The sequence below is a fragment of the Nonomuraea sp. B10E15 genome, from assembly GCF_039871615.1.
Lineage (GTDB): Bacteria > Actinomycetota > Actinomycetes > Streptosporangiales > Streptosporangiaceae > Nonomuraea.
Genome location: NZ_JBDPMB010000006.1, coordinates 203,586 through 230,075 on the forward strand (window position 1 = coordinate 203,586; position 26,490 = coordinate 230,075).

Sequence of the window (26,490 nt, forward strand, 5' to 3'; positions counted from 1 at the left end):
CCGTCCAGTTTGCGGTGACATGTCCAGAAGAGCGCTATTGCCCGGTGAATTTGGGCTTGGACTTCTCGGCGAACGCGCGCATGCCGATCTTGGCGTCGTCGGTGGCGAAGAGTCCGGAGAACTGCAGCCGCTCGATCTCGAGGCCGGTGTCGAGGTCGACCTCCAGCCCTTGGTCAACGGCCTGCTTGGCGGCGCGGAGCGCGATCGTGGGACCGCCCACGAAGGTGGCGGCCCATTCGAGGGCGGCGGTGTAGACCTGCTCGTCCGGGACCACCCGGTCGACCAGGCCCATCACGAGGGCCTCGGAGGCGGGCACGTGGCGGCCCGTGAAGATCAGATCTTTCGCCCGGGCCGGGCCGACCAGGCGGGGCAGGCGCTGGGTGCCGCCCGCGCCGGGGATGATGCCGAGCAGGATCTCGGGCTGCCCCAGCTTGGCCGACTCTCCCGCGACCCGGAAGTCAGCGCAGAGGGCGAGCTCGCAGCCGCCGCCCAGGGCGTAACCGGTGATGGCGGCGATGACCGGCTTGCCGATGCGGGTGACCGCGGTGAAGCAGTCCTGAAGCGTACGGGAATGGGTAGACATGTCGGCATAGGACATGTCGGCCATCTCTTTGATGTCCGCGCCCGCCGCGAAGACCTTCTCGCCTCCGTAGATGATCACCGCCTGCACCTGAGGGTCGGCGTCGACGAGGCCGGCGGCCTCGCCGATCTCCTGCTGGACCTGGCCGTTGAGGGCGTTCATCTTCGGACGGTCAAGACGGATCGTGGCGATCTGGTCGGCCACCTCGACGCTCACAAACTCACCCATACGTCGAACCTAACAGAGCAGATCGTCAGCGGGCCGCCGCCGTCCCGCACGCCCCCCGTCAGCACTCACCGTCAGCACTCACCGTCAGGCCGCGCCGTCAGCGGGCCGCGGCGGACTTCACCTCCTCGGCGGTCCGCTTGCTGCGGGACACCCGTACGAGGGCGGCGGACAGGCGGGCCAGTTCGTCGCCGGAGCGGGCCAGCCGGGCCAGCGAGCGCTCCTGGCGGGGCAGGCCGACGTTGGCCGCGCCGTCCAGCACCTTCTTGTCCAGGTGCGGCGCGACCTGGGGCCAGACGGCCTGGACCTCGCGCAGGAAGATGTCCGCGCCGGTCGGCCCGATGCCGGGGAACTCCATCAGCAGCCCGGCGGTGCTGCGCGGATCGCCGCCCGCCTCGTCGCGCAGGCGGCGCAGATCGCCCTTCCACCGGTCGAGGAGCAGTTCGGCCCCCCGGCCCAGCATGGTGGCGGTGCGCTCGTCGTAGCGGCGGTAGTGGCCGCGGCCCAGCGCGTCCACCCGGTCCTGCCAGGTCGCCTCCCGCATGGCCTTCGGGGTGGCGTACCCGGCCGCGAACAGCTCCCGGGCGGCCCCCACCGCCACGTCCGCCGAGATCCGCGCGCTGAGCAGGGTGGCCAGGACGAGCAGCTGGTAGAGCGGTTTCGGCTGGTCGGCCAGCTTGATCCCGGCCTCGTTCGCGAACGTGCGACCGTACCGGTCGAGCAGCACGTCCATGACGGCTTTGTCGGTCTTGGTCATGAGTGTCCCGCTACCCGCGACCCCTACGGGCATGCCGGGCCACCGGGTTCGCGGCGGAGGCCGGCCCGGGTTTGGGGCAAGGGCCGGAGGGGAGGCGAAGGTTTCCCGAGCGAAATGGAGTCTGTTGTGCTGACACTGACAGACAACGCCGTTGAAGCCATCCGCGACCTCATGGTCGGGGAGGACGTGCCCGCCGACGCCGGGCTGCGCATCGCCCCGAAGACCGACGAGGCGGGCACACTCGAAGTCACCCTGGTGAGCACGCCGTACGCGGGCGACCAGGTCGTGGAGAAGGGAGACGTGCGCGTCTTCGTGTCGGAGGACGCGGCGCCGATCCTGGACGACAAGGCGCTGGACGCCCAGCAGAGCGTTCCGGGGCAGCCGACGTTCAGCCTCGGTCGGCGCGCCTGACCGTGCATCGCAGGGGACGTGGCGGCCGATTCATGTCACGATGACGACGCGTCCGATTCAGGGGGTGTCCGATGAGTGACGATCCGCTGCTCCCCCAACCGGTGGCTCGCGCGCTGGCCGGCTACCGCGCGCTGCGTGACGCGCACGGTGTCTGCTGGGGCGAGCCGCCTCTCACATACGTCGTCCAGGCCTGGACCACCGTCTTCCTCGACAACCGGTACGACTTCTGGGGCGCCGGGCTGCGCCAGCTCGCCGAGCGCCATCCCGAGGTCCCCCAGGATCAGCTCGAAGACCTCCTCGGCGGGGTCGACGCCGACCGGGTGGTGCGCGACGCGCTCGGCGGCGACGTGGTGGACAATCTCGCCGCGCTGCGGCTCGCCCCCGAAGGCGTCACGCTCGAAGCGGTCACGCAGGTCGTGCTGGACGACCAGCCGTTCCGCACGTCGCTGCTCCTCGACTCCAGCAGGGACGAGCCCGTCACCGTCGTGGTGGACGGCACCGCGTACGAGGTGCCGCCACGCGGCGCCAGGGTGGTCGCGGCCGGCGGGTCCGTCACCGCCGACGGCCGGCCGGTGGATCTGGCCCCGCTGTGCCGCAGGGCGGCGCCGGCCGCGGTCAGGGTGCGGGCGGGGTTTCCGTGCCGGTGGAGCGTGACGGGCGCGAACGGCCAGGGCTGGTATCCCGAGGGCGCTCCCCGCAAGGTCGACGCCCTGCGCAGACCGTACTTCCATGGCGACGATCTCGTGGTCGCGGTGCCCGCCGAGCCGCTCACGGTGGCGGTGGCCAGGGGGATGGAGTACTCGTCGGCCGAGGTCGTGATCACGCCGGAGGCGGGCGCGGAGACGCTCGTCGAGCTGGCCCCCGAGCGGCTCTACGACGCCGCTGCCCGCGGCTGGTACGGCGGCGACCTGCACGTGCACCTCAACTGGATGGGCGAGGAGCCCGCCGCGCCCGAACTGGCCGCGGCCGCGCAGCACGGCGAGGACCTGCACGTGCTCAACCTCGTGGCGGGCAACGTGGCCAGCGAGCGGGTCTACGACCTGGAGGCGCTGGCGCACTGGGCGGGCGAGGACCTGCCGTGGTCGGACGACAGGCACCTGGCCAGGATCGGCGTCGAATACCGCAGCGACCTGGTCGGGCACCTCACCGCGTTCGGGCTCCGGCAGCCGCCGCAGCGTTGTCACACGGGCTTCCAGGGCACGGCCGACTGGCCGCCCAACGCCATGGCGTGCGAGGAGCTGCGGGCGCTCGGCGGGGTGATCGGGTACGGGCATCCGTTCCACATGGCGTTCGGCGAGGACGATCCGCCCGGCGTGGTGCTTGACCGCGGGCGCGACTGCTCGGCCAGGGAGATCGTCGCGGACGCGGCGCTCGGCCTGATCGACGCCCTGGACGTGCTCAACCACTCCTCGATCACCGGCACCGCGGCCGTCTACCGGCGGCTCATCGGCGCGGGCAACAGGATCGCGGTCACGGCCGGAACGGACGCAGTGTTGTCGTTCTGCCGCCGCGGGACCGCGTCGAGCCCGCCCGGATGGGAGCGGGTGTACGCCAACGTCGCCGGCCCGCTGACCGCCGAGTCGTACGCGGAGGCGATCCTGCTCGGCCGCACGTTCGCCACCACCGGGCCGTGGCTGGAGCTCTCCGTCAACGGGCACGGGCCTGGCGACACGCTGGACCTGGCGCCAGGGCAGCGGGCGGAGATCGTGCTCACCTCGGTCGGTCCCGAGGTCGAGCGGCTGGAGATCCGCACCGCCGAGGGCGTGCTGGCGCAGGGCCGGCCGGGGCGGCTGACCGCGACGCTGGTCGCGGACGAGCCGACGTACGTGGTCGCCGTCGCCACCGGCCCGCCGCATCCGCGCACCCTGCACCGGAGCGGCGTCCACGCGCACACCAGCCCGGTGTACGTGAACGTCGCGGGCTCTCCCGTGGCCAGGGAGGCGGACGTGCGGTGGTGCCTGGCGTGGCTGGACCGGCTGGAGGAGCTGCTGCGCGAGTCCGGCACGTTCGAGACCGAGGAGCAGCTCGGCGAGCACCTGGAGGTGTACGCGCGGGCCAGGAAGGTCTACCGCGGGAGGCTGGCCTGAGCGTCCGGCATCGAGACGACGTACTTGCCCGGTGACGGTGCCCGTGAAGTCGGTGCCGGGGACGCAGGGGAAGCGGAGCCCGAACCTTATAAGTGAAGAGATTTTCTCCGCTTTCCAGCCGTTATGCTGCTGTGGAGAGCCACGTCAAGCGATCTCCAGCACACGAGAGGCGGCCAGCCGATATGCGCGCGCCGGGCCAACTGAGAGCGGACGCACAACGCAACCGGGATCTGATCATCGACACGGCCAGGGAGGTGTTCGCCGAGCAGGGCACCGGCGCCACGATGGACGAGGTCGCGCGGCTCGCCGGCGTGGGGGCGGGCACGCTCTACCGGCACTTCCCCGACCGCGACAGCCTCATCCACGCCGTGCTGGCCGACGCCCTCGAACGCATGATCGCGCTCGCGCAGAAGGCGCGCGAGGAGGAGACCTGGGCGTGGGACGCGCTCAGCCGGTTCGTACGCGGCTGCGCCGAACTGCGGCTCGACCTGCTCATCTCCGTGGCGGGGGCGCAGGTGCACCGCGTGGCGGGCACGCCCGAGATCAACGAGGGCCGCGGCCGCCTGCTGGAGGTCCTCGACCAGATCGTGAGCGCCGCCCACGACGAGGGGGCGCTGCGCACCGACGTCGGCACGGGGGACGTCATGGGGGTCGTCGGGCTGCTCGTCCGCGGGCTGCCCACCCTGCCCGCCGCCCTGGGCGGCGAGCTGCGGGAGCGCGCGGTGCGGCTGGCGCTCGCCGGCATGCGCGCCCACCCGGCGCCCTCCCCGCCCGAGGAGCCGCTGACGTCCGAAGAGCTGATCCGGCGCTTCACCGCCGAACGCGAAAGCTGAGCCACGCCGGCAGCCCGTGGCCCTACAGGTCGCCGGAGAGGCGTTCGACGCCCCGGAGCAGCGCGGAGTGGTCGAGCGTTCCGTCGCCCGACGCGTTGGCAGCGGCCACGAGCTGGGCGACCAGCGCGCCGAGCGGCAGCACCACCCCGGCCTCGCGGGCCGCCGACGTGACGATCCCCATGTCCTTGTGGTGCAGGGCGATGCGGAAGCCGGGCTCGAACGCGTGGTCCAGCATGTTGCCGCGCTTCTGGGCCAGCACCGCCGAACCCGCCAGGCCGCCGCCCAGCACGTCCAGCGCCGCCTCCAGATCCACTCCGTACGCCTTCAGGAACACGACCGCCTCGGCCAGCGCCTCGATGTTCGCGGCGACGATGAGCTGGTTCGCCGCCTTGACCGTCTGTCCCGCGCCGCTCGGGCCGACGTGCACGACGGTCCTGCCGACCGCGTCGAAGATCGGCCCGGCCGCCGCGAAGGCGTCGCTCTCGCCGCCCACCATGATCGACAGGGCTGCGTTCCTGGCGCCCGCCTCGCCTCCGGAGACGGGGGCGTCGAGATAGCGCAGGCCGCGGGCGGCCGCCTCTCCGGCCAGCTCGCGGGTGACGTCGGGCCGGATCGAGGAGAAGTCGATGACCAGCGTGCCGGGCGCGGCGTGCGCGAACACGCCGTCATCCCCGGTCAGCACGGCCTGCACGTCGGGAGAGTCGGGCACCATGAGGGCGACCACGTCGGCCCCCGTCACGGCGTCGGCGATCGAGGCGGCCGCGCGCCCGCCCGCCTCGGTCAGGGCCTTGGTCTTCTCGGGCGAGCGGTTGTAGCCGGCCACGGTGTGCCCGGCCCTGACCAGGTGCACGGCCATGGGGCTGCCCATGATGCCGAGGCCGATGAAGGCGATGGTGCTCACGTCGTTCCTCTCCCGTCGGTTGCTCTCGCGCCGATCCCTGCCGCGCGGGTCTCGCGCGGGTTCCTGTCGCGCGGGTCTCTATCGCGCCGGTCCCCCGGGGGCGGCGGCTCGCTCCTGGCGTGGGAGCCAGTCAAAGGCGCCGGGCCCGTCGGAGCGGTATTCCAGGCCGATATATCCGTCATATCCGGCTGCGTACACGTCAGAGATCCACGGCCGGAGCGGCAGCGCACCCTCACCCGGCGCCCCCCTGCCGGGGGCGTCGGCGATCTGCACGTGGGCGATGCGCGCGGCGTGCCGCTCGATGACGGCGGGCACGTCGTCGCCGTTGACGGCCAGGTGGTAGAAGTCGGCCAGCAGCCCAACGCCGGGCACGTCACCGAGCCGGTCGAGCACGGCCACCGCGTCGGCGGCCGTCAGCAGGGGATAGCGCGGCGCGCCGCTGACCGGCTCGACCAGCACGGTGCCGTCGACGCCGCGCGCGCAGGCCGCCAGCATCTCCACGGCCAGGTCGTCCTGCTCCTTCGCGTCGATCCCTTCGACGCGGTTGCCGTAGAGGGCGTTGAAGGCCCGGCAGCCGAGCCGCTCGCCGATGGCCGCCACCACAGGGATGTTGTCGAGCAGCTCGCGGGAGCGCTCCGGCCACGACACGAGGCCGCGGTCCCCTGCCACCATGTCGCCGGCGAAGAAGTTGAGCCCGGTCAGGTGCACGCCCGCGTCCTCGACGGCGCGTACGAACGTGTCCACGTCACGGTCGGCGGGCACGGCCTGCGGCCACGGCCACCAGAACTCCACCGCCGTGAACCCGTCGGCGGCCGCCGCGGCCGGGCGGTCGAGCAGGGGCAGGCCGGTGTAGAGGATCGAGCAGTTGACGGTCCATCTGGTCACATGAGCTCCTGCGCGGTGGCCTCTTCCGGCCGCTCGCGGCGCAACTGGCCGAGCAGGCGGCCCTGGGCCTGGTCGAGATGGCGGGCGAGGCGCTGCTGGGCCCGCTCGGGGTCTCCGTCGCCGATCGCCTTGAGGATGTCGTCGTGCTCGTGCACCACGTTCGTCGGGTGCGTGGTCCTGTGGGCCTGGAACTGGCCCATCGTCAGGTGCACCTCGCCGAGGATCACCTCGTGCATGCGCGACAGCCGCCGGCTGCCCACGGCCGCGACCAGCGCGGAGTGGAACGCGATGTCGGCCTCCACCTGGCCGGCGAAGGCCATGTCGCCGGCCGCCGCCTTCATCGCCGCCTGCGCGCGGGCGGCGGCCTGCGGCACGGTGGCGGTGCGGGCGAGCGCCGCGACCGCCGCGCGCTCGACGGTCTCGCGGCTGAGGTAGAGGTCGCGGATGTCGTCCTCGTCGAGCTTGGGGACTTCGCCGGCGACGCGGGTCTCGGTGAGCTTCTCCCCCGGCGCGATCTCGCCGTCGACGATGCGCTTGCGCACGGACTCGTAAAGCGCTTCCGTCAGAGACGACGGTCCGAGAGAAAAGCTGGTCTGGCCGTCCAAAGGCCCCCTCCCGACAATCGCCGAACACGAGCAGAATCGTCAGACAAGTACACTAGCCCTCAATACCCGGCCGCCTTGCCGACGACGTTGCGCAGCGGCTCGCCACGGGCGAACCTGCCGACGTTGTCCAGCATGATCGATGCCGCCGCGCGAGACGCAGACGAAGCACGCCGTACGCTTCATCGCGGCGAACGCGGCCCGGTCGAACCGCCCCGGGGTGGCCGCCGTGAGCGGCGCGGTGACCACCACGAAGTCGCACGCGGCCAGGAACCGGAGGAAGTCGTCCTGGGCGAACAGCTCGTCCACGCCCGGCGCGGGCACGCCGGCCCTGCGGCGCAGGCCCAGCACCCGCATGTGGAACGCCTTCGCCTTGGCCGCCAGACCGAGCCCCGCGTTGCCCAACCCGTAGAGCCCGACGTCACGGTTGACATCAAGCAAAGTTGAGGTTGCACCCTCGGAGGGTCGAACGCACAACCTCCAAGGAGCCCCTCATGCACGCCGTCGTCCTGCACGCCTTCGGCCCGGCCGGCAATTTCCGCTACGAGACCGTCCCCGACCCCGAGCCGGGCCCCGGCCAGGTGCGCATCGCCGTCAAGGCGGCGGGCGTGCACCTGGTGGAGACCATGATGCGCTCGGGCATGGCCAGTGATTCGCTGCCGCCGCTGCCGGAGCTCCCCTCCGTCTTCGGGGGCGAGGTGTCGGGGCGGGTCGACGCCGTGGGCCCGGAGGTGGACCCCGCCTGGATCGGGCGCGACGTCGTGACCTCCGCCGGGCAGCCCGGCGGCTACGCCGAGCTGGCCGTCGCGGACGTGGCGTCGGTGCACCGGCTGCCCCGCGAGCTGGGACACGAGACGGCCGTCGCCATGATCGTCACCGGGTGCACGGCGCTGCAGTTCCTCGACGTGGCCAGGCTGACCTCCGACGACGTCGTGCTGGTGACCTCGGCGGCCGGCGGGATCGGCCGCCTGGTCGTCCAGTACGCCCACGCCCTCGGCGCCACCGTCATCGGCGCGGCGGGCGGCCCCGCCAAGGTGGCTGCCGTGCGCGAGCTCGGTGCGGACCTCTCCGTCGACTACGACGAGCCCGGCTGGGAACGGCAGGTGGCCGAGCGGCTGGGTGGCCGAACGGTCACCGCCCTGCTCGACGGGGTCGGCGGCGACAAGGCGCGGGCCGCGTTCGGGCTGCTGTCCGACGGCGGGCGTCACGTCACCATCGGCAACGCCTCCCAGCAGGACTTCCAGCCGGACCCCGCGATGCTCAAGGAGCGGGATCTCACGGTGACCAACGCCCTGCTGGTCCTGCTCGGCAGTCCGGAGCAGCGGCCGGCGTACGAGGCCCGCGCGCTGGCGGCGGCCGCCGAGGGCACGTTGACGCCGGCCGTGCAGACGTTCCCGCTGGCGCGGGCCGCCGCCGCGCACGCCGCGCTGGAGAGCCGGGCGACGACGGGCAAGGTCGTCCTCATCCCCTGAGCGGCCACGCGGCCGTCCCCGAGCGGTCACGCGGGATTCTCCGTACGCCCGCCGCGAACCCGCCGGACAGGCCGAGCGGACCGGCACATAGGGTCCAGCCATGACCTCGGCCACCATGGACCCCGGCACTCCCGACAGCCGGAGTGCCGGACGCTATCTCTGGTGGCTGGTCACCAGCCAGCGCGGCAGGGTCGTGGCCGGGGCCCTGCTCGGCACCGGCTGGACGGTCTGCCTGACGCTCGCCCCCTACCTGCTGTCCCGCGCCATCGACGACGGGCTGACGCCGGGGCACTGGCCCGCGCTGGCCGGCTGGGCGGCGGCGTTACTGGGCTACGGGGTGCTGACCGCGTGGCTGGCCATCATGCGGCACCGGACGATGACCCGGGTGCGGATGGACGCCGCGTTCCGTTCCGTACAGGTGCTGGCCCTGCAGTCGACGCGCCTGGGTGCGGCGCTGCCGCGCCAGGTCACGGCCGGGGAGGTGGTCACGATCGGGTTCACCGACGTCGCCATGATGTCCGAGGCGCTGACCGTCACCGGCCCCGGTGTCGGCGCGGTCCTCGCCTACGCCGTCGTGGCCGGGCTGCTGCTGTCGGTCTCGCCGCTGCTCGCCGCGGTCGTCCTGCTGGGCGTGCCGCTGCTGGTCGTCGTGCTCGGCCCGCTGCTGGGGCGGCTGCGGGGCGCCGAGACCGGCTACCGCTCGCGGCAGGGGGCGCTCGCCGCCCGGTTCGGCGACATCGCCGCGGGGTTGCGGGTCCTCAACGGCGTCGGCGGCAAGGACGTGTACGCCGAGCGCTACCGTCGCGGCTCCCAGGAGCTGAGGGAGCAGGGTTACCGGGTCGGCGCGGTGACGAGCTGGATCCAGGCTCTCGGGGTGGGCCTGCCCACCCTGTTCCTCGGCGCGGTGACCTGGCTGGCGGCCCGGATGGCCGCGCGGGGCGACATCACCGCGGGCGAGCTGGTGGCGGTCTACGGGTACGCCGCGGTGCTGGTGGTGCCCGTGTCGTCCTTCATCGAGGGCGGCTACGGCCTCAGCCGCGGCCTGGTGGCCGCCCGCAGGGTCGTGCGGTTCCTGGGCTTGGAACCCGCCGCCGGGGTCATCGACGACCCGGTGGACCCGCCCGCCCCCATGTCGGTGCTGCGCGATCCGGTCTCGGGCGTGGAGATCGCGCCGGGACGGCTGACCGCCCTGGTCAGCGCCCGCCCGGCGGAGGCGGCGGCGGTGCTCGACCGGTTGGGCGGGTTCGCCGGTCCCGCCGCGACCTGGGGCGGGATCCGGCTGAGCGACATCGACCCGGCGCGGCTCCGGGAGCGGATCCTGGTGGCCGACAACGAGGCCGACCTGTTCGCGGGCACGTTGCGCGACATCGTCGCGGGCAGGCTCGACCCCGACGACGACGCCATCGGCCTCGCCGTCCACGCGGCCATGGCGGACGACATCGTCCGCGGCCTGCCCGGCGGGCTGGACGCGCGCGTCGACGCGCGGGGCCGCAACCTGTCGGGAGGCCAGCGCCAGCGCGTACGCCTGGCCAGGGCCCTGCTGGCCGACCCCGAGATCCTCCTCGCGGCCGAGCCGACCTCGGCCGTGGACGCGCACACCGAGGCGACGATCGCGGCCCGGCTGCGCGCGACGCGGGCGGGCCGCACCACGGTCGTCACCACCACGTCGCCCCTCGTGCTGGCCCATGCCGACACCGTCCACTACCTGGCGGGCGGCTCCGTCGTGGCGACCGGCGGGCACGGCGAGCTCCTGGGCTGGCAGCCCGGCTACCGCGCCCTGGTGGCCAGGGATGACGACGGCAGCAGGAAGGCGGCCCGATGAGCCGATGCGCGGGGAGCGAGCGCGGCAGAAGCGCGGCCCGATGACGAGCGGCGCCCTGCCGGTGGCTGACTCCGCCCGGCTGCGCAGGGCGGCGTTCCGGCTCATCCGGCTGGACCGGCGCGCGTTCTGCGCCATGGTCGTCCTCAACGCGCTGGCCTCCGCCGCGGGACTGGCCGGCCCGTGGCTGCTCGGCCGCATCATCGACGAGGTGCGGGACGGCGCAGGGGTCGCCACCGTGGACCGGCTGGCGCTCGCGCTCCTCGGGTTCGCGCTGGCACAGTTCCTGCTGGTCCGCTACGCCGGCCACATCGGGCACCGCTTCGGCGAGCGCATGCTGGCGCGCATCCGCGAGGAGTTCACCGGCCGCGTGCTCGCGCTGCCGGTGGGGGTGGTCGAGCGCGCCGGGGCGGGCGACCTGACCACCCGCGGCACCGCCGACGTCGCGGCGGTGGGCACCATGCTGCGCGGCGCGGGCCCCGACGTGCTGATCGCGAGCGTGCAGGCGGTGTTCGTGCTGGGCGCGGTCGTCGTCCTCGACCCGCTGCTGGGCGGGTGCGGCGTGCTCGGGCTGGCGGGCATCTGGTTCGCCGCCCGGTGGTACCTGCGCCGGGCGGTGCCGGCCTACCTCGCCGAAGGGGCCGCCAACTCGGAGCTCGCCGAGCAGCTCGCGGCCACCACCGCGGGCGCCCGTACGGTGGAGGCCCTCGGGCTGGGGCGGCGCCGCCTCGAGACCTGCCAGGAGGCGATCGAGCGGTGCCGGGTCACCCGCACCCGGACGTTGTTCCTGCGCAGCGTGCTCTTCCCCATCGTGGACGTCTCCCACGCCATCCCGGTGGTCGCCGTCCTGCTCGCGGGCGGCCTGCTGCTCGCGCAGGGCGCCGTGACCCTGGGCACGGTGGTCGCCGCCGCACTCTACCTGCGCCAGCTCTCCCAGCCGCTCGACGTCATCCTGCTCACCATGGAACGCCTCCAGAGCGGCGCCGCCTCCTTCGCCCGGGTGGAGGGCGCCGGCCTGGCCCTCCGGGCGGACCAGGACGCCGCCGCCCCCGAGCCGGTCGACGACCGGCTGCAGGTGTCCGGTGTGCACTATGCCTACGACGGTGGCCCCGACGTCCTGCACGGGGTGGACCTGACGGTGCAGCCAGGCGAGCGGCTGGCCGTCGTCGGGCCGTCCGGCGCGGGCAAGACCACCCTGGGCAGGCTGCTGGCGGGCATGGACGTCCCGAGCGCCGGCTCCGTGACCGTCGGGCGGGTGCCGGTCGCCGGGCTCGACCCCGCCCGGCTGCGCGAGCGGGTCATGCTCGTCACCCAGGAGCATCACGTGTTCCTCGGCACCGTACGCGACAATCTGCTGATCGCCGCGCCCGAGGCCACCGACGACGCGTTGCGCGCCGCCCTGGCCGCCGTCGGGGCGGGCTGGATCGACGAGCTTTCCGACGGACTGGACACCGAGCCGGGCCCGGAGGGCGAGCGGCTGGACGGCGCGCAGGCCCAGCAGCTGGCCCTGGCCCGCGTGGTGCTGGCCGACCCGCACACGCTGATCCTCGACGAGGCCACCGCCCTGCTGGACCCGCGCACCGCGCGGCACACCGAACGCGCGCTCGCCGCCGTGCTCGCCGGGCGCACTGTCATCGCGATCGCCCACCGCCTCCAGACCGCCCACGACGCCGACCGGGTGGCCGTGCTGCGGGACGGCAGGCTCACCGAGCTCGGCACGCACGACGAGCTCGTGGCGGCGGGCGGCGCGTACGCCGCGCTCTGGCGCTCCTGGCACGGCGGGCACCCGGAGTGAGCGCCGCGGTCATGAGGCCGGGTGGGCGAGGATCAGCACGATCGCGTCGAGCAGCCGCTGCCAGTCGCCTTGGTGCAGGTCCCGGTCGAGCGGTCCGGCGACGGCGGCGAGCGCGCCGACCAGCGTGGCCCGCACCACCCGGTCCTCCTCGCCCAGCAGCGCGGCCAGGGATCCGGCCTCGCGCCGGAACCTCCTGGTCCGCGCGAACTCCACGAGCGACGGTGGCGGGGCAACCTCCTCCGAAGCCGAGCCCGCGCCCCGGGCCGTGCCCTGGCCCGTGCCCGAAACCGTGCTCGGGTCGGCGAAGGTGAGCACCAGCCGGGTGCCGAGGGCCTCGGCGAGCCGGTCGAGGGCGGAGAGGGTGGGGTTGCCCCTGCCGTTCTCCAGGTTGGCCACGTAGGGCACCGACAGCGCGGCGTCGGTGGCCACCGACGCGACGGTCCTGCCGAGTGCCGCCCGGCGGCTGCGCAACCGCCGGCCCAGATCCGCATGATCCACACTCATATCTTGACAGAATACTCGATCGCCCGTTTCTCTTTTGTGAGAATACAAGCGATCGGGGGAAGACCATGGTGCAGGCCCTTCGGGTGCGGGACTTCCGGCTGCTGTGGGCGGCCCGGGCGGTGGCAGGACTCGGGACGAGCATGCTGGTCGTCGCGGTTCCCGCCCACGTCTTCGCCGTCACCGGGTCGGTGCTGGCGACGGGCGTCACCCTGGCCTTCGAGTACCTGCCCTCGCTGCTGCTGGGGCCGTTCGCCGGGGTGCTGGCCGACCGGTGGGACCGCCGCCGCCTGATGGTGGCGACCGACCTCGTGCACGTCCTGGCGATCAGCGTGATGCTGCTCGCCAGGACACCCGAGACGATCTGGCTCGTCTACGTGGCCGTGCTCGGGCAGGGCAGCGCCGCCGTGCTCTTCCGCCCCGCGGGCCAGGCCCACGTTCCCTCCGTGGTGGGCACCGGGCCTGCCCTCACCAGCGCCAACGCCCTCAGCGCCGTCACCACCGGCGTGGTCGCGCTTGGCGGCCCGCCGCTCGGCGGGCTGCTGTTCGCCTTCAACGGCATCGGCGCGGTCGTCGCGGCCAGCGCCGCCGCCGGGCTGCTGTCGGCGGCGACCATCGCCATGACCTCGCCCCGGCCTCGCGACCCCGGCGCGACCTCCCGCGGCGTGCTCGCAGGCATCGGCCAGGGGCTGCGGCACGTGCGGCAGGCCGCGGCGACCCGGGGCCTGCTGGCGACGAACAGCCTCTACCTGCTGGCCAACGCGGCGCTCACCGCCCTCCTCGTGCCGTTCGGCGTGACGCGGCTCGGCGGCAGCGTGGAGGTCGGCTACCTGCTGTCCGCTCTGGGGCTCGGCTTCCTGCTCGGCGCTCCCGTCAGCCGCAGGCTCGCCGACCGCCACTCCGCCAGGACGACCGTCGCCGCCGGCCAGGCGCTCGTCGCGGCCGCGTTCGCGCTGCTGTTCAACAGCACCGCGCTGCCTCTCGTGCTGGTCGCCGCCGTGCTGCTCGGGCTGCCGGCGGTGACCGTACTGGTATCCGTGCAGTCGTGGGTTCAGCGGACGACGCCCGGGGGGCTGCTCGGCCGGGTCAGCTCGGCGTTCCTCACCATGGAGGCCGCCGCGACGATGCTCGGCGCCTTCGCGGGGCCCGCCGTGAGCGAGCTGTTCGGCATGACGGCCGCGCTCAACGCCGCCTGCGCGGTCGCGCTGCTGTCGGCCCCGCTCACGCTCTGGCTGGTCCCCCGCCGGTCCGCGGCCTCCCGTCCCCCCGCGGAGTGCGAGGCCGGGCACTGACGCACAGCCGGGTTCTCCGCCCGCCAGACTGGGGCGGAATGACGCGCGGGCCGCGTTCGTGAGGGGAGACGGCGGTGGAGGTTCACTGGGTCGTGGAGGAGGTCGAGCGTACTTCCGAGCGGCTGGACGCGCTGCGCAGCTCGCCCTTCGTGTTCTGGATGGACGTGCGCGGCCCCGTGCCCTCTCCTGGGCCGGACCTGGCGGCGGCGGCCGTCGCGGCCTACGGGGACGTGACGCGGGTGACGGGGGTCGAGCCGGCCGCGGACTGGCGGAGCGAGGTCCGGCAGGCGGCCCGTCGGATGGGGCTCTTCGCCGAGTTGTTCCGTGGTGAGGCTCGCGAGGAGCCGGAGTTCCTGGTCGAGTGGGTGCTGGAGATCATCGAGGACACGCTCGGGACCGTACGGGCCGCGGGCCGTGTCACGCACCGGCCGACGGGGTGGTACGCGGCGTTGTGGGAGGACTGGGTCCTCGTCACGGACGAGTGGGCGGTCGTGCTGAGCCTGACCAACGAAAGCTGAGCGGGCTCCCCCGTAAGGGATGAAGAATCTCTTCGCAAAGATCTCGCCTGCGAAGGAAAATATTGAGACGCTGAACCCCACCACGCTCCCCCAGCCCCAAGGAGTGGTTCATGCGCAGACTACTGGCGATCTCCCTCGTCGCCGCCCTGCCGTTAAGCACCGTGACAGCGGCGCACGCCCAGGAACCCGCCGGCCGCCAGGCGGCCTTCGCCTCAGCCGCCGAGGAGTTCCAGGTGCCGGAGAGCGTGCTGCTCGGCGTCTCCTACCTCGAGTCGCGCTGGGACGCCCACGCCGGCCGGCCCTCCAGCGACGCCGGGTTCGGGCCCATGCACCTGACCGACGCCGCCTCCTTCACGGGATCCAACCACCACCACGAAGGCGAGGAGGACGCGCGCGGCGACGAAAGCAGGCCCCTCCCCGCCCCGAGCGCGCGTCCCGCGCCCGCCGACCTCCCCGCCTCGCTCCGCACGATGGAGAAGGCCGCCGAGCTCACCGGCGAGAGCCGCGAGCGCCTGCGTACGGACGCCGCCGCCAACATCCGCGGCGGCGCGGCGCTGCTCGCGGACTACCAGAAGGCGCTCGGCGCGCCGCTGAGCGACGAGCCAGGCGACTGGTACGGCGCCGTCGCGAGATACTCCGGAGCCGAGGAGGCGGGCGCGGCCAGGTTCTTCGCCGACGAGGTCTTCGCGACGATCAAGGAGGGCGCCGAGCGGACGACGGACGACGGCCACCAGGTCAGGCTGGCTCCCGTCCCCGGGCTCACGAAGATCGAGAAGTGGCTGGACAAGCTCGGACTGCGCAAGCCGAGGACCGGCGGCGTGGAGTGTCCGGCGTCGATCTCGTGCGAGTGGATCCCGTCGGCGTACCAGGAGCTTCCGAACGACGACTACGGCCACTACGACCTGGCGAACCGCCCGTTCAGCCAGAAGATCGAGTACATCATCATTCACGACATGGAGGGATATTTCCTGCCCTCCATCCGCCTCAACCAGGACCCCGCCTACGGCGCCAGCTGGCAGTACTCCGTCCGCTCCACCGACGGCCACATCGCCCAGCACATCAAGGCCAAGGACGTCGCCTGGCAGGCGGGCAACTGGTACGTCAACGCCAAGTCCATCGGCATCGAGCACGAGGGTTTCCTGGCCGAGGGCGGCACCTGGTACACCGAGGCGATGTACCGCTCCTCCGCCCGCCTGGTCCGCTACCTGGCGCTGCGGCACGGCGTCCCGATGGACCGGGCCCACATCCTGGGCCACGACAACGTCCCGGGCACGCTGCCGACCACGGTCAGGCAGATGCACGAGGACCCGGGCCCGTTCTGGGACTGGGCGCACTACTTCCAGCTGATGGGCGCGCCGCTGCACGGCCTCGGCGGCCCCAGATCCGGCTCGGTCATGATCAAGCCGGACTTCGCGACGAATAAGCCGTACTTCTATGGCTGCGACCGCCAGAACCCCGAGGCCGCCTGCCCGCCGCTTCCCGCCCACACCGTCTGGCTCCGCACCGAGCCGCGCGACGACGCCCCGCTCGTCAAGGACATCGGCAAGCACCCCACGGGCGAGTCGCTCTACAGCGTGTACGACCACAGCGCCCGCGCGAGCACCGGCCAGCGCTTCGCCGTGGCCGGCCGGCAGGGCGACTGGACCGCCATCTGGTACCTCGGCCAGAAGGCCTGGTTCCACAACCCGAAGAGCGCGCCCACGGCCGTGCCCTCCATGGGCCTGGTGGTCACCCCCAAGCCCGGCAAGGCGACCGTCCCGGTCTACGGCCGGGCGTACCCGGAGGCGGAGGCCTACCCCGAGGGCATCCCCTACCAGGAGGTGACCCCGCTGCAGTACACGTTCTCGGCCGGCGAGAAGTACACCCTCGCGGGGCCGGCCGCGACGGAGTACTACCGGGCGGTCACGTTCAACCTGGAGGACCACAAGGTGGTGCGGGGCAGGACGAAGTACCTGCAGATCCAGTTCGGCCACCGCGTGATGTTCGTCAAGGCTGACGACGTGCGGGTGACGTTCTCCGGGTGAACGCGTTGACGGCGCGCCTGGTGCTCGCGAGCGCCTCCTGAGAGGAGTCGAACGTACGCTGGGCGACGCCGACGAACACGCAGTCGACGACGAGGAGCTGGCTGATCCGGCTGGCCAGGGCGCCGGGACGGAACTCCGTCTCGCGCCCGGCCGAGATCAGCACGTGTTCGGCCAGCTCCGCGATGGTGGAGCGGGGGTTGTTGGTGATGGCGACGGTCGTGGCCCCGCCCTCGGCGGCCCGGGTCAGCGGCTCGATCACGTCGGGGGTCTCCCCCGACGTGCTGACCCCGAGCGCCACGTCGCCGTGTTTCAGCAGCACCGCGCTGGTCAGCGCCAGGTGCGCGTCCTGGAACGCGTGGCTGGACAGCCCGATGCGCAACAGCTTCTGGGCGAAGTCCTCGGCCACCAGGCCCGACGCGCCGACGCCGTAGGCGTCGATCCGCCGCGCGCCGACGACGGCGTCGACCACGAGCCCGAGCCGCTCGGAGGTCAGCTGCGCGACCGTGTCGTTGATCGCCTCCGACTCGGCCCGCGCCACCTTGTGGATGACCTCCGAGAGCGGGTCGTCGGGGGCCAGGTCGCCGGGCACCAGCCGGTCGGGCTGCGCGGCGGCGGCCGCCAGGGCTAACCGGAGTTGCGGATAGCCCGCGAACCCGAGCAGCCGCGCCGTGCGCACGATCGTGGCCTCGCTCGTGCCGGAGGCGGCGGAGAGCTCCGTGATGGTGCTCCGCGCCACCGTCGCGGGGTCTTCGAGGATGAGGCGGGCGACGGTCTGGGCGGCAGGCGTCAGGGACGGCAGCACACCGCGGACCGTGGCCACCAGAGTGTCGGCCCGCAGGCCGTTGCCGCTGTCGTCCACGGTCCCGATTATGCCGCTTGCGCCGGGATCCCGAGCTGCTGGTTAGCGCAGAGTCCCGTTCGTCATGCCCGCGGGCTCCTCGGGCACCGTGATGAGGCCCAGCTCGGCCGGGGTGACGACGAGCGGGTGGTGCGGGACGACGCGCACGGTGTAGCCGAAGGCGCCCGTGTGGTCGAGCGGGACGACGCCGGTGAAGTGCGCCCGCCCGTCGTCCTCCGCCGAGGCCATCTCCAGCTTCGCGTACGCGGGACGCACCAGCTCGTCGTGCGGCCCGACCCTGCCGTAGACGGCCTCGACCCGCACGTCGGCGGCCTCCAGGTCGCCGAGCGCGATCGTCGCGTGCAGCTCGATGGACGAACCGACCTCCGGGGTGTCGCCCACCCCCGTGGCCTCGGCGTGCTCGACCCTGACGCCCGGCCACGCCTTGGCGACCCGCAGCCGCCAGGCGGCGAACGCCTTCGCCGGCGCGTAGCCGTCGGCGGACAGCGCCCTGGCCGCGCCGGCCGCCGGGTTGTACAGGGTCACGACGTAGTCGCGCAGCATGCGCCCGGCGAGCACCTTCGGCCCGAGCGAGGCCAGCGTGTGCTTGACCATCTCCATCCACCGCCGGGGCAGCCCGTCACCCGGACGGTCGTAGAACCGGTCGGACACCTCGTGCTCGATCAGGTCGTAGAGAGCGGCGGCCTCCAGCTCGTCGCGGCGGTCGGTGTCGGCCACGCCGTCCGCGGTGGGGATCGCCCAGCCGTTGGAGCCGTCGTACCACTCGTCCCACCAGCCGTCACGGATGGACAGATTGAGGCCGCCGTTGAGCGCGGACTTCATCCCGGACGTGCCGGACGCCTCCAGCGGGCGCAGCGGGTTGTTCAGCCAGACGTCGCAACCCTGCACCATGAGCCGGCCGAGCGCCATGTCGTAGTCGGGCAGGAAGACGATGCGGTGGCGGACCTTCTGCTGGTCGGCGAACTTGACGATCTGCTGGATCAGCTTCTTGCCGCCCTCGTCGGCCGGATGGGCCTTGCCCGCGATCACGATCTGGACCGGCTTGTCGGGGTCGAGCAGCAGCTCGGTGAGCCGCTCGGGGTCGCGCAGCATGAGCGTGAGCCGCTTGTAGGAGGGGACGCGCCGGGCGAACCCGATCGTGAGCACGTCGGGGTCGAGCGCGTCGTCGATCCACCCCAGCTCGGCGTCGGAGGCCCCGCGCTCGCGCCATGACCGGCGCAACCGCACGCGGGCGCCCTCGACGAGCTGCCTGCGCAGCGTTCCCCTGATCTGCCAGATGTCGCCGTCGGGGATCTTCTGGATGCCGTCCCAGCCGCGGGCGCGTTCGATCAGGGAGGGCAGCTCGCGGTCGGCCAGCTCCATGAACTCGCGCCCCACCCACGTGGGGGCGTGCACGCCGTTCGTGATCGAGCCGATCGGCACCTCGTCCAGGTCGAAGCCCGGCCAGAGGCCCTTGAACATCTCCCTGCTGACCTCGCCGTGGAGGCGGGACACGCCGTTGACGCGCTGCGCCAGGCGCATGCCCATGACGGCCATGTTGAACCGCTGGGGATCGGACTCCGCGCCCAGTGCCAGGATGCGGTCGACGGGCACGGTGGGCCAGGCGTTCGATCCGCCGAAGTGGCGGGCGATCATCTCGACGGGGAAGCGGTCGATCCCGGCGGGCACGGGCGTGTGCGTGGTGAACACCGTGCCGGCCCGCACCGCCTCCCACGCCTCGTCGAAGGAGAGCCGCGCCTCGGTCAGCTCGCGGATGCGCTCGAGGCCCAGGAATCCGGCGTGGCCCTCGTTGGTGTGGAACACCTCGGGCTCGGCATGCCCGGTGATCTTGCAGTACGCCCTGATCGCGCGCACACCGCCCACGCCCAGCAGCAGCTCCTGCATGAGCCGGTGGTCGGTGCCGCCGCCGTAGAGCCGGTCGGTGACGTCGCGGGCGGCGGTGTCGTTGTCGGCCACGTCGGAGTCGAGCAGCAGCAGCGGCACCCGGCCCACCTGCGCCACCCACACCTGGGCGTGCAACATCCGCTCGTCCGGCAGGCCGATGCGGATCTTGACCGGCGCGTCGTCGGCGTCCTTGAGCAGGGTGAGCGGCAGCCCGCCGGCGTCGAGCGACGGGTAGTGCTCCTGCTGCCAGCCCTCGGGCGACAACGACTGCGTGAAGTAGCCGTGGCGGTAGAGCAGGCCGACCGCGAGGATCGGCACGCCCAGGTCGCTGGCGGCCTTGAGGTGGTCTCCCGCCAGGATGCCGAGACCGCCCGAATATTGCGGGAGAGCCGCGGCGATGCCGTACTCGGGGGAGAAGTAGGCGATGGCGCGCGCGGCGTCGGGCAGCGTCTGGTACCACCGCGGCGAGGTCATGTACTCGCGCAGGTCGTCGGCGGCGTCGGCGAGGCGGCGCAGGAAGCGGCGGTCGGCGGCCAGCTCGGACAGCCTGGCGGGGGTGACCGCGCCGAGCAGGGCGACGGGGTCGTGCCCGACCCGCTCCCAGAGGTCGGCGTCGACCTCGGAGAAGAGGTCCATCGTCTCCGGGTGCCAGGACCAGCGGAGATTGTGCACGAGCTCGCCGAGGGCGGCCAGCTCCGCGGGCAGGACGGTGCGGACGGTAAACCGGCGGATAGCTCTCACGTTTCTGCACCCTACGGGCTAGGAGGGACCTCTCAGTCCTTCACCCTCATGATGACCGTTCAAACCCCTTCCAGGAACAAGCATGAAGAGGCACCATTGGGGCAACTTTCCTCTTTGTTGGCCCTCCCACAGACACACTCGGGAGGTCTATCCGCTGCTGTCCAGAAATAACGTGCAAGGATCGTTACTGCCTGGGTAGGCCGCCTCCAGCGGACCACCGGCAACGGCGTGTGCATCCACGGAAAGCCTCCGGCGGCACCGAGTGTGTCGCCGCAAACCCTTGAATGCGATGATCGGACGAATTCCCATCACGGACATCTCCCCCGTCGTCGACTGCGGGCAGTGGCCCGCCAAGGCGGTCGCCGGCGAGACCTTCGAGGTCTCGGCGACCGTGTTCAGAGAGGGCCACGACGCTGTGGCCGCGGGCGTGGTGATGACCGCGCCCGACGGGCAGCGCGGGCGGTTGAGACCGATGCGCGAGCTGGCGCCGGGCACCGACCGCTGGGGCGTGGAGGTGTGCCTGCCGGCCGAGGGCGACTGGCTGTTCCGCGTGGAGGCGTGGAGCGATCCGATCAGCACGTGGCTGCACGACGCCGAGATCAAGATCCCGCGCGGGATGGACGTCGACCTCATGTGCGAGGAGGGCGCGCGGCTGTTCGAGCGGGCCGCCAGGGCCGTGCGGGTCGCCGACTGCGCGAACGACCGGCCGGCCCAGGAGGGGCACGCCGGCGCGAACGGGCAGCGCAGGCAGAACGGCAACGGCGACAGCGCGTGCGGGCACCGCGCGGCGCTGCTGTCGATCTCCGCCACGCTGCGGGACGAGGATCTCGACCCGCGGGCGCGGTTGTCGATCGCCCAGCTTCCCGAGACCGCCGCGCTGCTGCAGGCCCACCCGTTCCGCGAGCTGGTGACCAGGTCCAGGTCGCACAAGGTCAGAGTCGACCGGCGCAGGGCGCTCTACGGCTCCTGGTACGAGTTCTTCCCCCGGTCGGAGGGGGCGATCGTGGACGAGTTCGGCGTCTCCAAGTCCGGCACCTTCCAGACCGCCGCCAGGCGGCTGCCCGCGATCGCCAAGATGGGCTTCGACGTCGTCTACCTGCCGCCCGTCCACCCGATCGGCACGACGCACCGCAAGGGGCGCAACAACACGCTCAGCCCCGAGCCCGACGATCCCGGCTCGCCGTGGGCGATCGGCTCGGAGGACGGCGGTCACGACGCCGTCCACCCCGACCTCGGCACGCTGGAGGACTTCGACGAGTTCGTCGGCCGGGCCAGGGAGCTGGGCATGGAGGTGGCGCTCGACTTCGCGCTGCAGTGCTCGCCCGACCACCCGTGGGTGAAGGAGCACCCGGAGTGGTTCACGATCAGGGCGGACGGGTCGATCGCGTACGCCGAGAACCCGCCGAAGAAATATCAGGACATCTACCCGGTCAACTTCGACAAGGACCCGGAGGGCGTCTACGCCGAGGTCAAGCGGGTGCTGCTGCACTGGATGCGGCACGGCGTGCGGATCTTCCGGGTGGACAACCCGCACACGAAGCCCGTGGCGTTCTGGGAGCGGCTGCTGGCCGACATCCACACGACCGATCCCGACGTGATCTTCCTGTCGGAGGCGTTCACCCGGCCGGCGATGATGCGCGCGCTGGCCAAGGTCGGCTTCCACCAGTCGTACACGTACTACACGTGGAAGAACTCCAAGTACGACGTGGAGGGCTACCTGTCGGAGCTGGCCCACGAGACCTCGCACTATCTGCGGCCGAACCTGTTCGTCAACACGCCGGACATCCTGCACGAGTACCTGCAGCACGGCGGCGTCCCTGCGTTCAAGATCAGGGCGGTGCTGGCCGCGCTGACGTCGCCGGCCTGGGGTGTCTACTCCGGGTATGAACTGGGGGAGAACGTACCGGTACGCCCGGGTAGCGAAGAATACCTGGATAGCGAAAAATATCAGTACAAGCCTCGCGATTGGGTTACAGCAGAACGCGAGGGACGTAGTCTGGCTCCCTTCATCACTCACCTGAATTTGTTCCGAAGAGCGCATCCGGCACTGCAGGAATTGCGTAACCTACGATTCCACAGGGTCGATCAACCGGACATCGTTTGCTTCTCCAAACGGCTGCCGGGCGCCTACGACCCGGCCACACGAAGGCACGGGATGGGCGACGTCGTGCTCGCGGTCATCAACTTGGATCCACACCACACCCATGAGGCGACCGTGGATCTCGACCTGCCCGCCATCGGTCTCGACTGGAACGCGGAGTTCGTCGTCGACGACGAGCTGTCGGGCGAGTCGTACCGCTGGAGGCAGAGCAACTATGTACGCCTCGACCCCCACATCCAGCCTGCCCATATTCTCACCGTACGAGCCGCGCCACGGTAGAACTGAATTCAGCGGGGAGTCTTCAACGTGTGTGACAGCGCCTCCCTCATGAGCACCCTGCGAGGCCGCTCATGAGCATCACACCCATTCCCAACACTTTTGACGAAGAGAAGCCGCGCGACCCCTACTGGTACAAACGAGCGGTCTTCTACGAGGTCCTGATCAGGGGTTTCGCCGACTCCAACGGCGACGGGACCGGCGACATGCGCGGGCTCATCAGCCGGCTCGACTATCTGCAGTGGCTCGGCGTCGACTGCCTGTGGCTGCTGCCGCTGTACGAGTCGCCGCTGCGCGACGGCGGCTACGACATCGCCGACTTCATGAAGATCCTGCCCGAGTTCGGGGATCTGGGAGACTTCGTGAAACTCGTGGACGAGGCACACAAGCGCGGCATGCGCGTCATCGCCGACCTCGTCATGAACCACACCAGCGACGCCCACCCCTGGTTCCAGGCGTCGCGACACGACCCCGAGGGCCCGTTCGGCGACTTCTACGTGTGGTCCGACACCGACGAGAAGTACCAGGACGCCCGGATCATCTTCATCGACACCGAGACGTCCAACTGGACCTACGACCCTGTGCGCGGCCAGTACTACTGGCACCGGTTCTTCCACCACCAGCCCGACCTCAACTACGAGAACCCGGCCGTGCAGGACGCGATGCTGGAGGTGCTGCGGTTCTGGCTGGACCTGGGCATCGACGGGTTCCGGCTGGACGCGGTTCCGTACCTCTTCGAGGAGGAGAACACCAACTGCGAGAACCTGCCGAGGACCCACCAGTACCTCAAGCGGATCAGGTCGGAGGTCGACCGCCTCTTCCCCGACCGGGTGCTGCTCGCCGAGGCCAACCAGTGGCCGTCGGACGTCGTGGAGTATTTCGGCGACTCAGTGGGCGGTGGGGACGAATGCCACATGGCCTTCCACTTCCCGTTGATGCCGCGGATCTTCATGGCCGTACGCAGGGAATCGCGCTACCCGATCTCCGAAATTTTGGCCCAAACACCGAAAATTCCGGAGAATTGCCAATGGGGCATCTTCCTCCGCAACCATGACGAGCTCACGCTCGAAATGGTCACGGACGAGGAACGCGACTACATGTACACCGAATACGCCAAAGACCCTCGCATGCGGGCAAATGTCGGCATTCGTCGCCGTCTGGCCCCCCTCCTGGAGAACGACCGCAACCAGATCGAGCTGTTCACCGCGCTGCTCCTGTCGTTGCCGGGCTCCCCGGTGCTCTACTACGGCGACGAGATCGGCATGGGCGACAACATCTGGCTCGGCGACCGCGACGGCGTGCGCACCCCCATGCAGTGGGACCCCGACCGCAACGCCGGCTTCTCCGACTGCGACCCCGGGCGGCTCTACCTGCCGGTCATCATGGACCCGATCTACGGCTACCAGGCCATCAACGTCGAGGCCCAGCAGAAGAACGCCGGCTCGCTGCTGCACTGGACCAAGCGCATGATCGAGATCCGCAAGCGGCACCCGGTCTTCGGCCTGGGCGGCTACGCCGAGCTCAACTCCTCCAACCCCAGCGTGCTGGCGTTCGTGCGCGAGCTGGGCGACGACCGCATGTTGTGCGTGAACAACCTGTCGCGCTTCCCGCAGCCGGTCGAGCTCGACCTGCGCAGGTTCGTCGGCGTCGCTCCCGTGGAGACGATGGGCGGGGTCCCATTCCCGGCAATTGGCGAACTTCCGTATCTTTTGACGCTTCCCGGGCATGGGTTCTACTGGTTCACGCTCCCGCCGGCCGTCATCCAGGAGGAGTAGGACGTGCTTGACGAGCTCCTTGCCACATGGATCGGCCGCCAGCGTTGGTTCGGTGGCAAGGGGCGCCCGATCGACGCTCTGTCGATCGACTCGGACGTCGAGCTGACCCCCGGGCTCCGGCATCTGATCGTCGCCGTCTGGCAGGAGGGCTCGCGCGAGCGCTACCAGGTGCTGCTCGGGGAGCGGCCCTCGCTTCCCGACCGGCTCGCCCACGCGCTGATCGGCACGGCCGGCGACGTCGACCTCTACGACGCCCTACACGACTCCGAGCGCACCGGCTGGCTGCTCGACGGGATGGCCCGCGGCGAGGACCGCAGCGGCCTGCGCATGCGCCACGTCCCCGGCGCCGCCATCGACACCGAGCCGCGCAGCGTGGTCCTGAGCGCCGAGCAGTCCAACACCTCACTGGTGTACGGCGACGCCTACATCTGCAAGTTGTTCCGCCGGCTCATCCCCGGCGTCAACCCCGAACTGGAGATCGTCACCGCGCTCGCCGCCAGGGACGCGCCGCACATCGCGCAGCCGTACGGGTGGATCGAGACCGACCTCGACGGCACCGGCACCACGCTCGCGTTCATGCAGGAGTTCCTGTCCACCGCGAACGACGGCTGGGACCTCGCCCTGGCCAGCGTGCGCGACCTCTACGCCTCGCTGCCCGAGGTCCCGGCGTCCGAGGCCGGAGGGGACTTCGCGGCCGAGTCGCTGCGGCTGGGCACGGCCACCGCCCGCGTGCACCGCGAGCTGGCCGCCGCCTTCCCCACGGACGTCATCGAGACCCACGAGGTCAAGCGCATGGCCGAGGGCTTCCGACGCCGGCTCGGCCGCGCCGTGTCCGAGGTGCCCGCGTTGCGCCAGCATGTGACCGTCATTGAGCACGCCTACCACCAGGTGGAACTGCTCACCAACGAGGTGCCCGTGCAGCGTGTTCACGGCGACTACCACCTCGGCCAGGTGATGCGCACCACGACGGACTGGGTGGTGCTGGACTTCGAGGGCGAGCCGGGGCAGCCGCTGGCCGAGCGCAGGGCGCTGTCGTCGCCGCTGCGCGACGTGGCAGGGATGTTGCGCTCGTTCGACTATGCGGCCAGGCACCTGCTGGCCGGCCACTCCGAGGCCGAGGCGCTGGAGCCGCGGGCCCAGGAGTGGGCCGACCGCAACAGGGCCGCGTTCCTCGACGGGTACACCAAGGGCGGCGGCGTGATCACACGCGGCGACGCGGTGCTGCTGAGGGCGTTCGAGCTGTCGAAGGCCGTGTACGAGGTCGTCTACGAGGCCCGCAACCGGCCCTCGTGGCTGCCGATCCCCCTGGCCGCCTTCCGCCCGCCGGCTACTCGCCGCTGAAAGAGGATGGTCGGCGACCAGCAGCACCACCAGGAACGCGCGCCGCCAGCGGCTCGGCCACGCTCACCCGACCGCCATCGATGTACCGGATCCCGATGTCACCCTGCGGCGGCGCGTCCGTCCGCGCTGAAGAGATCGACAAGAAGGTGTGAATCCACTGCCAACGACTCGCGGGCAGCGCTGCACGATACTTCCCCCCGAAAGAAGGGAAACACGTGCGTAGCAGACATCTCACCGCTGCATTGAGCCTGGGCCTGGCGGTCTCCATGCTCGGTACGGCCCAGCCCGCCGCTGCCGCCTCCTCCTCCTCCTCCAAAGAGTCCAGCGCAGATCTTGAGTGTTACCTGCAAATGTGGGATGGCCGCATCTACGCCGGCTCTCTCTCGGGCATCGTCCGCATCTACTACACCGGGCGCAGCCTTCGCTCCGGCCTCGTGACGCGTATCCGCTACAGCGTCTGGAACGGCAAGTGGCCCCAGCGGTCCAAGAACAACGTCAAGGTCGAGGACCATGGCGCGAAGGGCGGGAAGAAGACGTTCAAGAACGCCGACAACGGCCGGGGAAATGACAAGTGGCAGAATTTGACCATAAGCGACTACCGGAGGACTGGCGGGAAGGTGAAGATCCAGTTTGACTTCGACTTCCCCGGCAGCGACCCGCGGTGTTCCAAGACCTGCAACCTGTGACCGTCCAGCGAAGGCGATGACCCTCTCCATTCCGGCCATGGGCGGCGCCGAGGCAGTGATGCGGTGACATCGAAGGACAGGTGCCGGTCGGCGTTCATCCTGTTCGTTCTGAAGGACCCGCGTTC

Annotated in this window: 21 protein-coding genes and 1 pseudogene; 13 read left to right on the forward strand and 9 right to left on the reverse strand. The window is 71.5% G+C overall.

Going from position 1 to position 26,490, the window contains the following annotated elements; translation table 11 throughout:
• Positions 1-34: 34 nt before the first annotated feature.
• Both ABGB14_RS20685 and ABGB14_RS20690 read right to left on the reverse strand, forming a co-directional pair.
• Entirely contained in the window at positions 35-808 is a 774-nt protein-coding gene (locus ABGB14_RS20685) for an enoyl-CoA hydratase-related protein (RefSeq protein ID WP_347645434.1), read from the reverse strand.
• A gap of 97 nt (positions 809-905) precedes the next feature.
• A complete protein-coding gene (locus ABGB14_RS20690) occupies positions 906-1,562 on the reverse strand; it encodes an endonuclease (RefSeq protein WP_347645435.1) in 657 nt (218 codons plus the stop codon).
• Between the two features lie 126 nt (positions 1,563-1,688).
• Between ABGB14_RS20690 and ABGB14_RS20695 the strand changes: the two genes are divergently transcribed.
• The 3 genes from ABGB14_RS20695 to ABGB14_RS20705 all read left to right on the forward strand — a co-directional run bounded on the left by ABGB14_RS20695 (position 1,689) and on the right by ABGB14_RS20705 (position 4,893).
• Positions 1,689-1,973: a HesB/YadR/YfhF-family protein gene (locus tag ABGB14_RS20695; RefSeq protein WP_132595371.1), complete on the forward strand. Its 285-nt coding sequence runs from the start codon at positions 1,689-1,691 to the stop codon at positions 1,971-1,973.
• A gap of 71 nt (positions 1,974-2,044) precedes the next feature.
• Positions 2,045-4,060: a CehA/McbA family metallohydrolase gene (locus ABGB14_RS20700; RefSeq protein ID WP_347645436.1), complete on the forward strand. Its 2,016-nt coding sequence runs from the start codon at positions 2,045-2,047 to the stop codon at positions 4,058-4,060.
• A 182-nt stretch (positions 4,061-4,242) separates the two neighbouring features.
• A complete protein-coding gene (locus ABGB14_RS20705) occupies positions 4,243-4,893 on the forward strand; it encodes a helix-turn-helix domain-containing protein (RefSeq protein ID WP_347645437.1) in 651 nt (216 codons plus the stop codon).
• A gap of 22 nt (positions 4,894-4,915) precedes the next feature.
• Here the strand turns inward: ABGB14_RS20705 and ABGB14_RS20710 are convergent.
• From ABGB14_RS20710 to ABGB14_RS20725, 4 genes and pseudogenes are all read right to left on the reverse strand, one after another.
• Positions 4,916-5,803: pseudogene (locus ABGB14_RS20710) on the reverse strand (2-hydroxy-3-oxopropionate reductase); the annotation flags it as partial.
• A gap of 69 nt (positions 5,804-5,872) precedes the next feature.
• Positions 5,873-6,679: a TIM barrel protein gene (locus tag ABGB14_RS20715; RefSeq protein WP_347645438.1), complete on the reverse strand. Its 807-nt coding sequence runs from the start codon at positions 6,677-6,679 to the stop codon at positions 5,873-5,875.
• A complete protein-coding gene (locus ABGB14_RS20720) occupies positions 6,676-7,221 on the reverse strand; it encodes an FCD domain-containing protein (protein ID WP_347645439.1) in 546 nt (181 codons plus the stop codon). Before ABGB14_RS20720 ends, ABGB14_RS20715 begins: the two co-directional genes overlap by 4 nt.
• A gap of 102 nt (positions 7,222-7,323) precedes the next feature.
• The gene (locus ABGB14_RS20725; RefSeq protein WP_347645440.1) at positions 7,324-7,722 is read right to left on the reverse strand and encodes an NAD(P)-dependent oxidoreductase; all 399 of its coding nucleotides are present in this window, start codon (positions 7,720-7,722) and stop codon (positions 7,324-7,326) included.
• 53 nt (positions 7,723-7,775) lie between these two features.
• On the opposite strand from ABGB14_RS20725, the gene ABGB14_RS20730 reads away from it, so the two are divergent.
• The 3 genes from ABGB14_RS20730 to ABGB14_RS20740 all read left to right on the forward strand — a co-directional run bounded on the left by ABGB14_RS20730 (position 7,776) and on the right by ABGB14_RS20740 (position 12,367).
• On the forward strand, positions 7,776-8,753 hold the full coding sequence (locus ABGB14_RS20730) for a zinc-binding dehydrogenase (RefSeq protein ID WP_347645441.1): 978 nt from the start codon (positions 7,776-7,778) through the stop codon (positions 8,751-8,753).
• 100 nt (positions 8,754-8,853) lie between these two features.
• Positions 8,854-10,575: an ABC transporter ATP-binding protein gene (locus tag ABGB14_RS20735; RefSeq protein WP_347645442.1), complete on the forward strand. Its 1,722-nt coding sequence runs from the start codon at positions 8,854-8,856 to the stop codon at positions 10,573-10,575.
• Between the two features lie 4 nt (positions 10,576-10,579).
• Complete coding sequence (locus ABGB14_RS20740) at positions 10,580-12,367, forward strand: ABC transporter ATP-binding protein (RefSeq protein ID WP_347645443.1); 1,788 nt, start codon at positions 10,580-10,582, stop codon at positions 12,365-12,367.
• Positions 12,368-12,376: 9 nt separating this feature from the next.
• Here the strand turns inward: ABGB14_RS20740 and ABGB14_RS20745 are convergent, their stop codons facing one another.
• Positions 12,377-12,871, reverse strand: a complete 495-nt coding sequence (locus ABGB14_RS20745) for a helix-turn-helix transcriptional regulator (RefSeq protein WP_347645444.1) — start codon at positions 12,869-12,871, stop codon at positions 12,377-12,379.
• A 65-nt stretch (positions 12,872-12,936) separates the two neighbouring features.
• On the opposite strand from ABGB14_RS20745, the gene ABGB14_RS20750 reads away from it, so the two are divergent.
• The 3 genes from ABGB14_RS20750 to ABGB14_RS20760 all read left to right on the forward strand — a co-directional run bounded on the left by ABGB14_RS20750 (position 12,937) and on the right by ABGB14_RS20760 (position 16,702).
• Positions 12,937-14,160 carry an MFS transporter gene (locus tag ABGB14_RS20750; RefSeq protein WP_347645445.1) on the forward strand — a complete coding sequence of 408 codons (1,224 nt, stop codon included), beginning with the start codon at positions 12,937-12,939 and terminating at the stop codon, positions 14,158-14,160.
• Between the two features lie 74 nt (positions 14,161-14,234).
• Positions 14,235-14,678: a hypothetical protein gene (locus tag ABGB14_RS20755; RefSeq protein WP_347645446.1), complete on the forward strand. Its 444-nt coding sequence runs from the start codon at positions 14,235-14,237 to the stop codon at positions 14,676-14,678.
• A gap of 110 nt (positions 14,679-14,788) precedes the next feature.
• On the forward strand, positions 14,789-16,702 hold the full coding sequence (locus ABGB14_RS20760; protein ID WP_347645447.1) for an N-acetylmuramoyl-L-alanine amidase: 1,914 nt from the start codon (positions 14,789-14,791) through the stop codon (positions 16,700-16,702).
• Here ABGB14_RS20760 and ABGB14_RS20765 read toward each other — a convergent pair.
• Together ABGB14_RS20765 and glgP are read right to left on the reverse strand one after the other, a co-directional pair.
• Positions 16,665-17,561 carry a MurR/RpiR family transcriptional regulator gene (locus ABGB14_RS20765; protein ID WP_132604877.1) on the reverse strand — a complete coding sequence of 299 codons (897 nt, stop codon included), beginning with the start codon at positions 17,559-17,561 and terminating at the stop codon, positions 16,665-16,667. The genes ABGB14_RS20760 and ABGB14_RS20765 overlap by 38 nt on opposite strands.
• Positions 17,562-17,603: 42 nt before the next feature.
• Entirely contained in the window at positions 17,604-20,186 is a 2,583-nt protein-coding gene (gene glgP, locus ABGB14_RS20770) for an alpha-glucan family phosphorylase (RefSeq protein ID WP_347645448.1), read from the reverse strand.
• A gap of 289 nt (positions 20,187-20,475) precedes the next feature.
• Between glgP and ABGB14_RS20775 the strand changes: the two genes are divergently transcribed.
• The 4 genes from ABGB14_RS20775 to ABGB14_RS20790 all read left to right on the forward strand — a co-directional run bounded on the left by ABGB14_RS20775 (position 20,476) and on the right by ABGB14_RS20790 (position 26,365).
• Entirely contained in the window at positions 20,476-22,566 is a 2,091-nt protein-coding gene (locus ABGB14_RS20775; protein WP_347645449.1) for an alpha-1,4-glucan--maltose-1-phosphate maltosyltransferase, read from the forward strand.
• A gap of 71 nt (positions 22,567-22,637) precedes the next feature.
• Complete coding sequence (treS, locus tag ABGB14_RS20780; protein WP_347645450.1) at positions 22,638-24,338, forward strand: maltose alpha-D-glucosyltransferase; 1,701 nt, start codon at positions 22,638-22,640, stop codon at positions 24,336-24,338.
• A gap of 3 nt (positions 24,339-24,341) precedes the next feature.
• Complete coding sequence (locus ABGB14_RS20785; protein ID WP_347645451.1) at positions 24,342-25,679, forward strand: phosphotransferase; 1,338 nt, start codon at positions 24,342-24,344, stop codon at positions 25,677-25,679.
• Positions 25,680-25,894: 215 nt separating this feature from the next.
• Complete coding sequence (locus ABGB14_RS20790) at positions 25,895-26,365, forward strand: hypothetical protein (RefSeq protein ID WP_347645452.1); 471 nt, start codon at positions 25,895-25,897, stop codon at positions 26,363-26,365.
• The last annotated feature ends 125 nt before the right edge of the window (positions 26,366-26,490 follow it).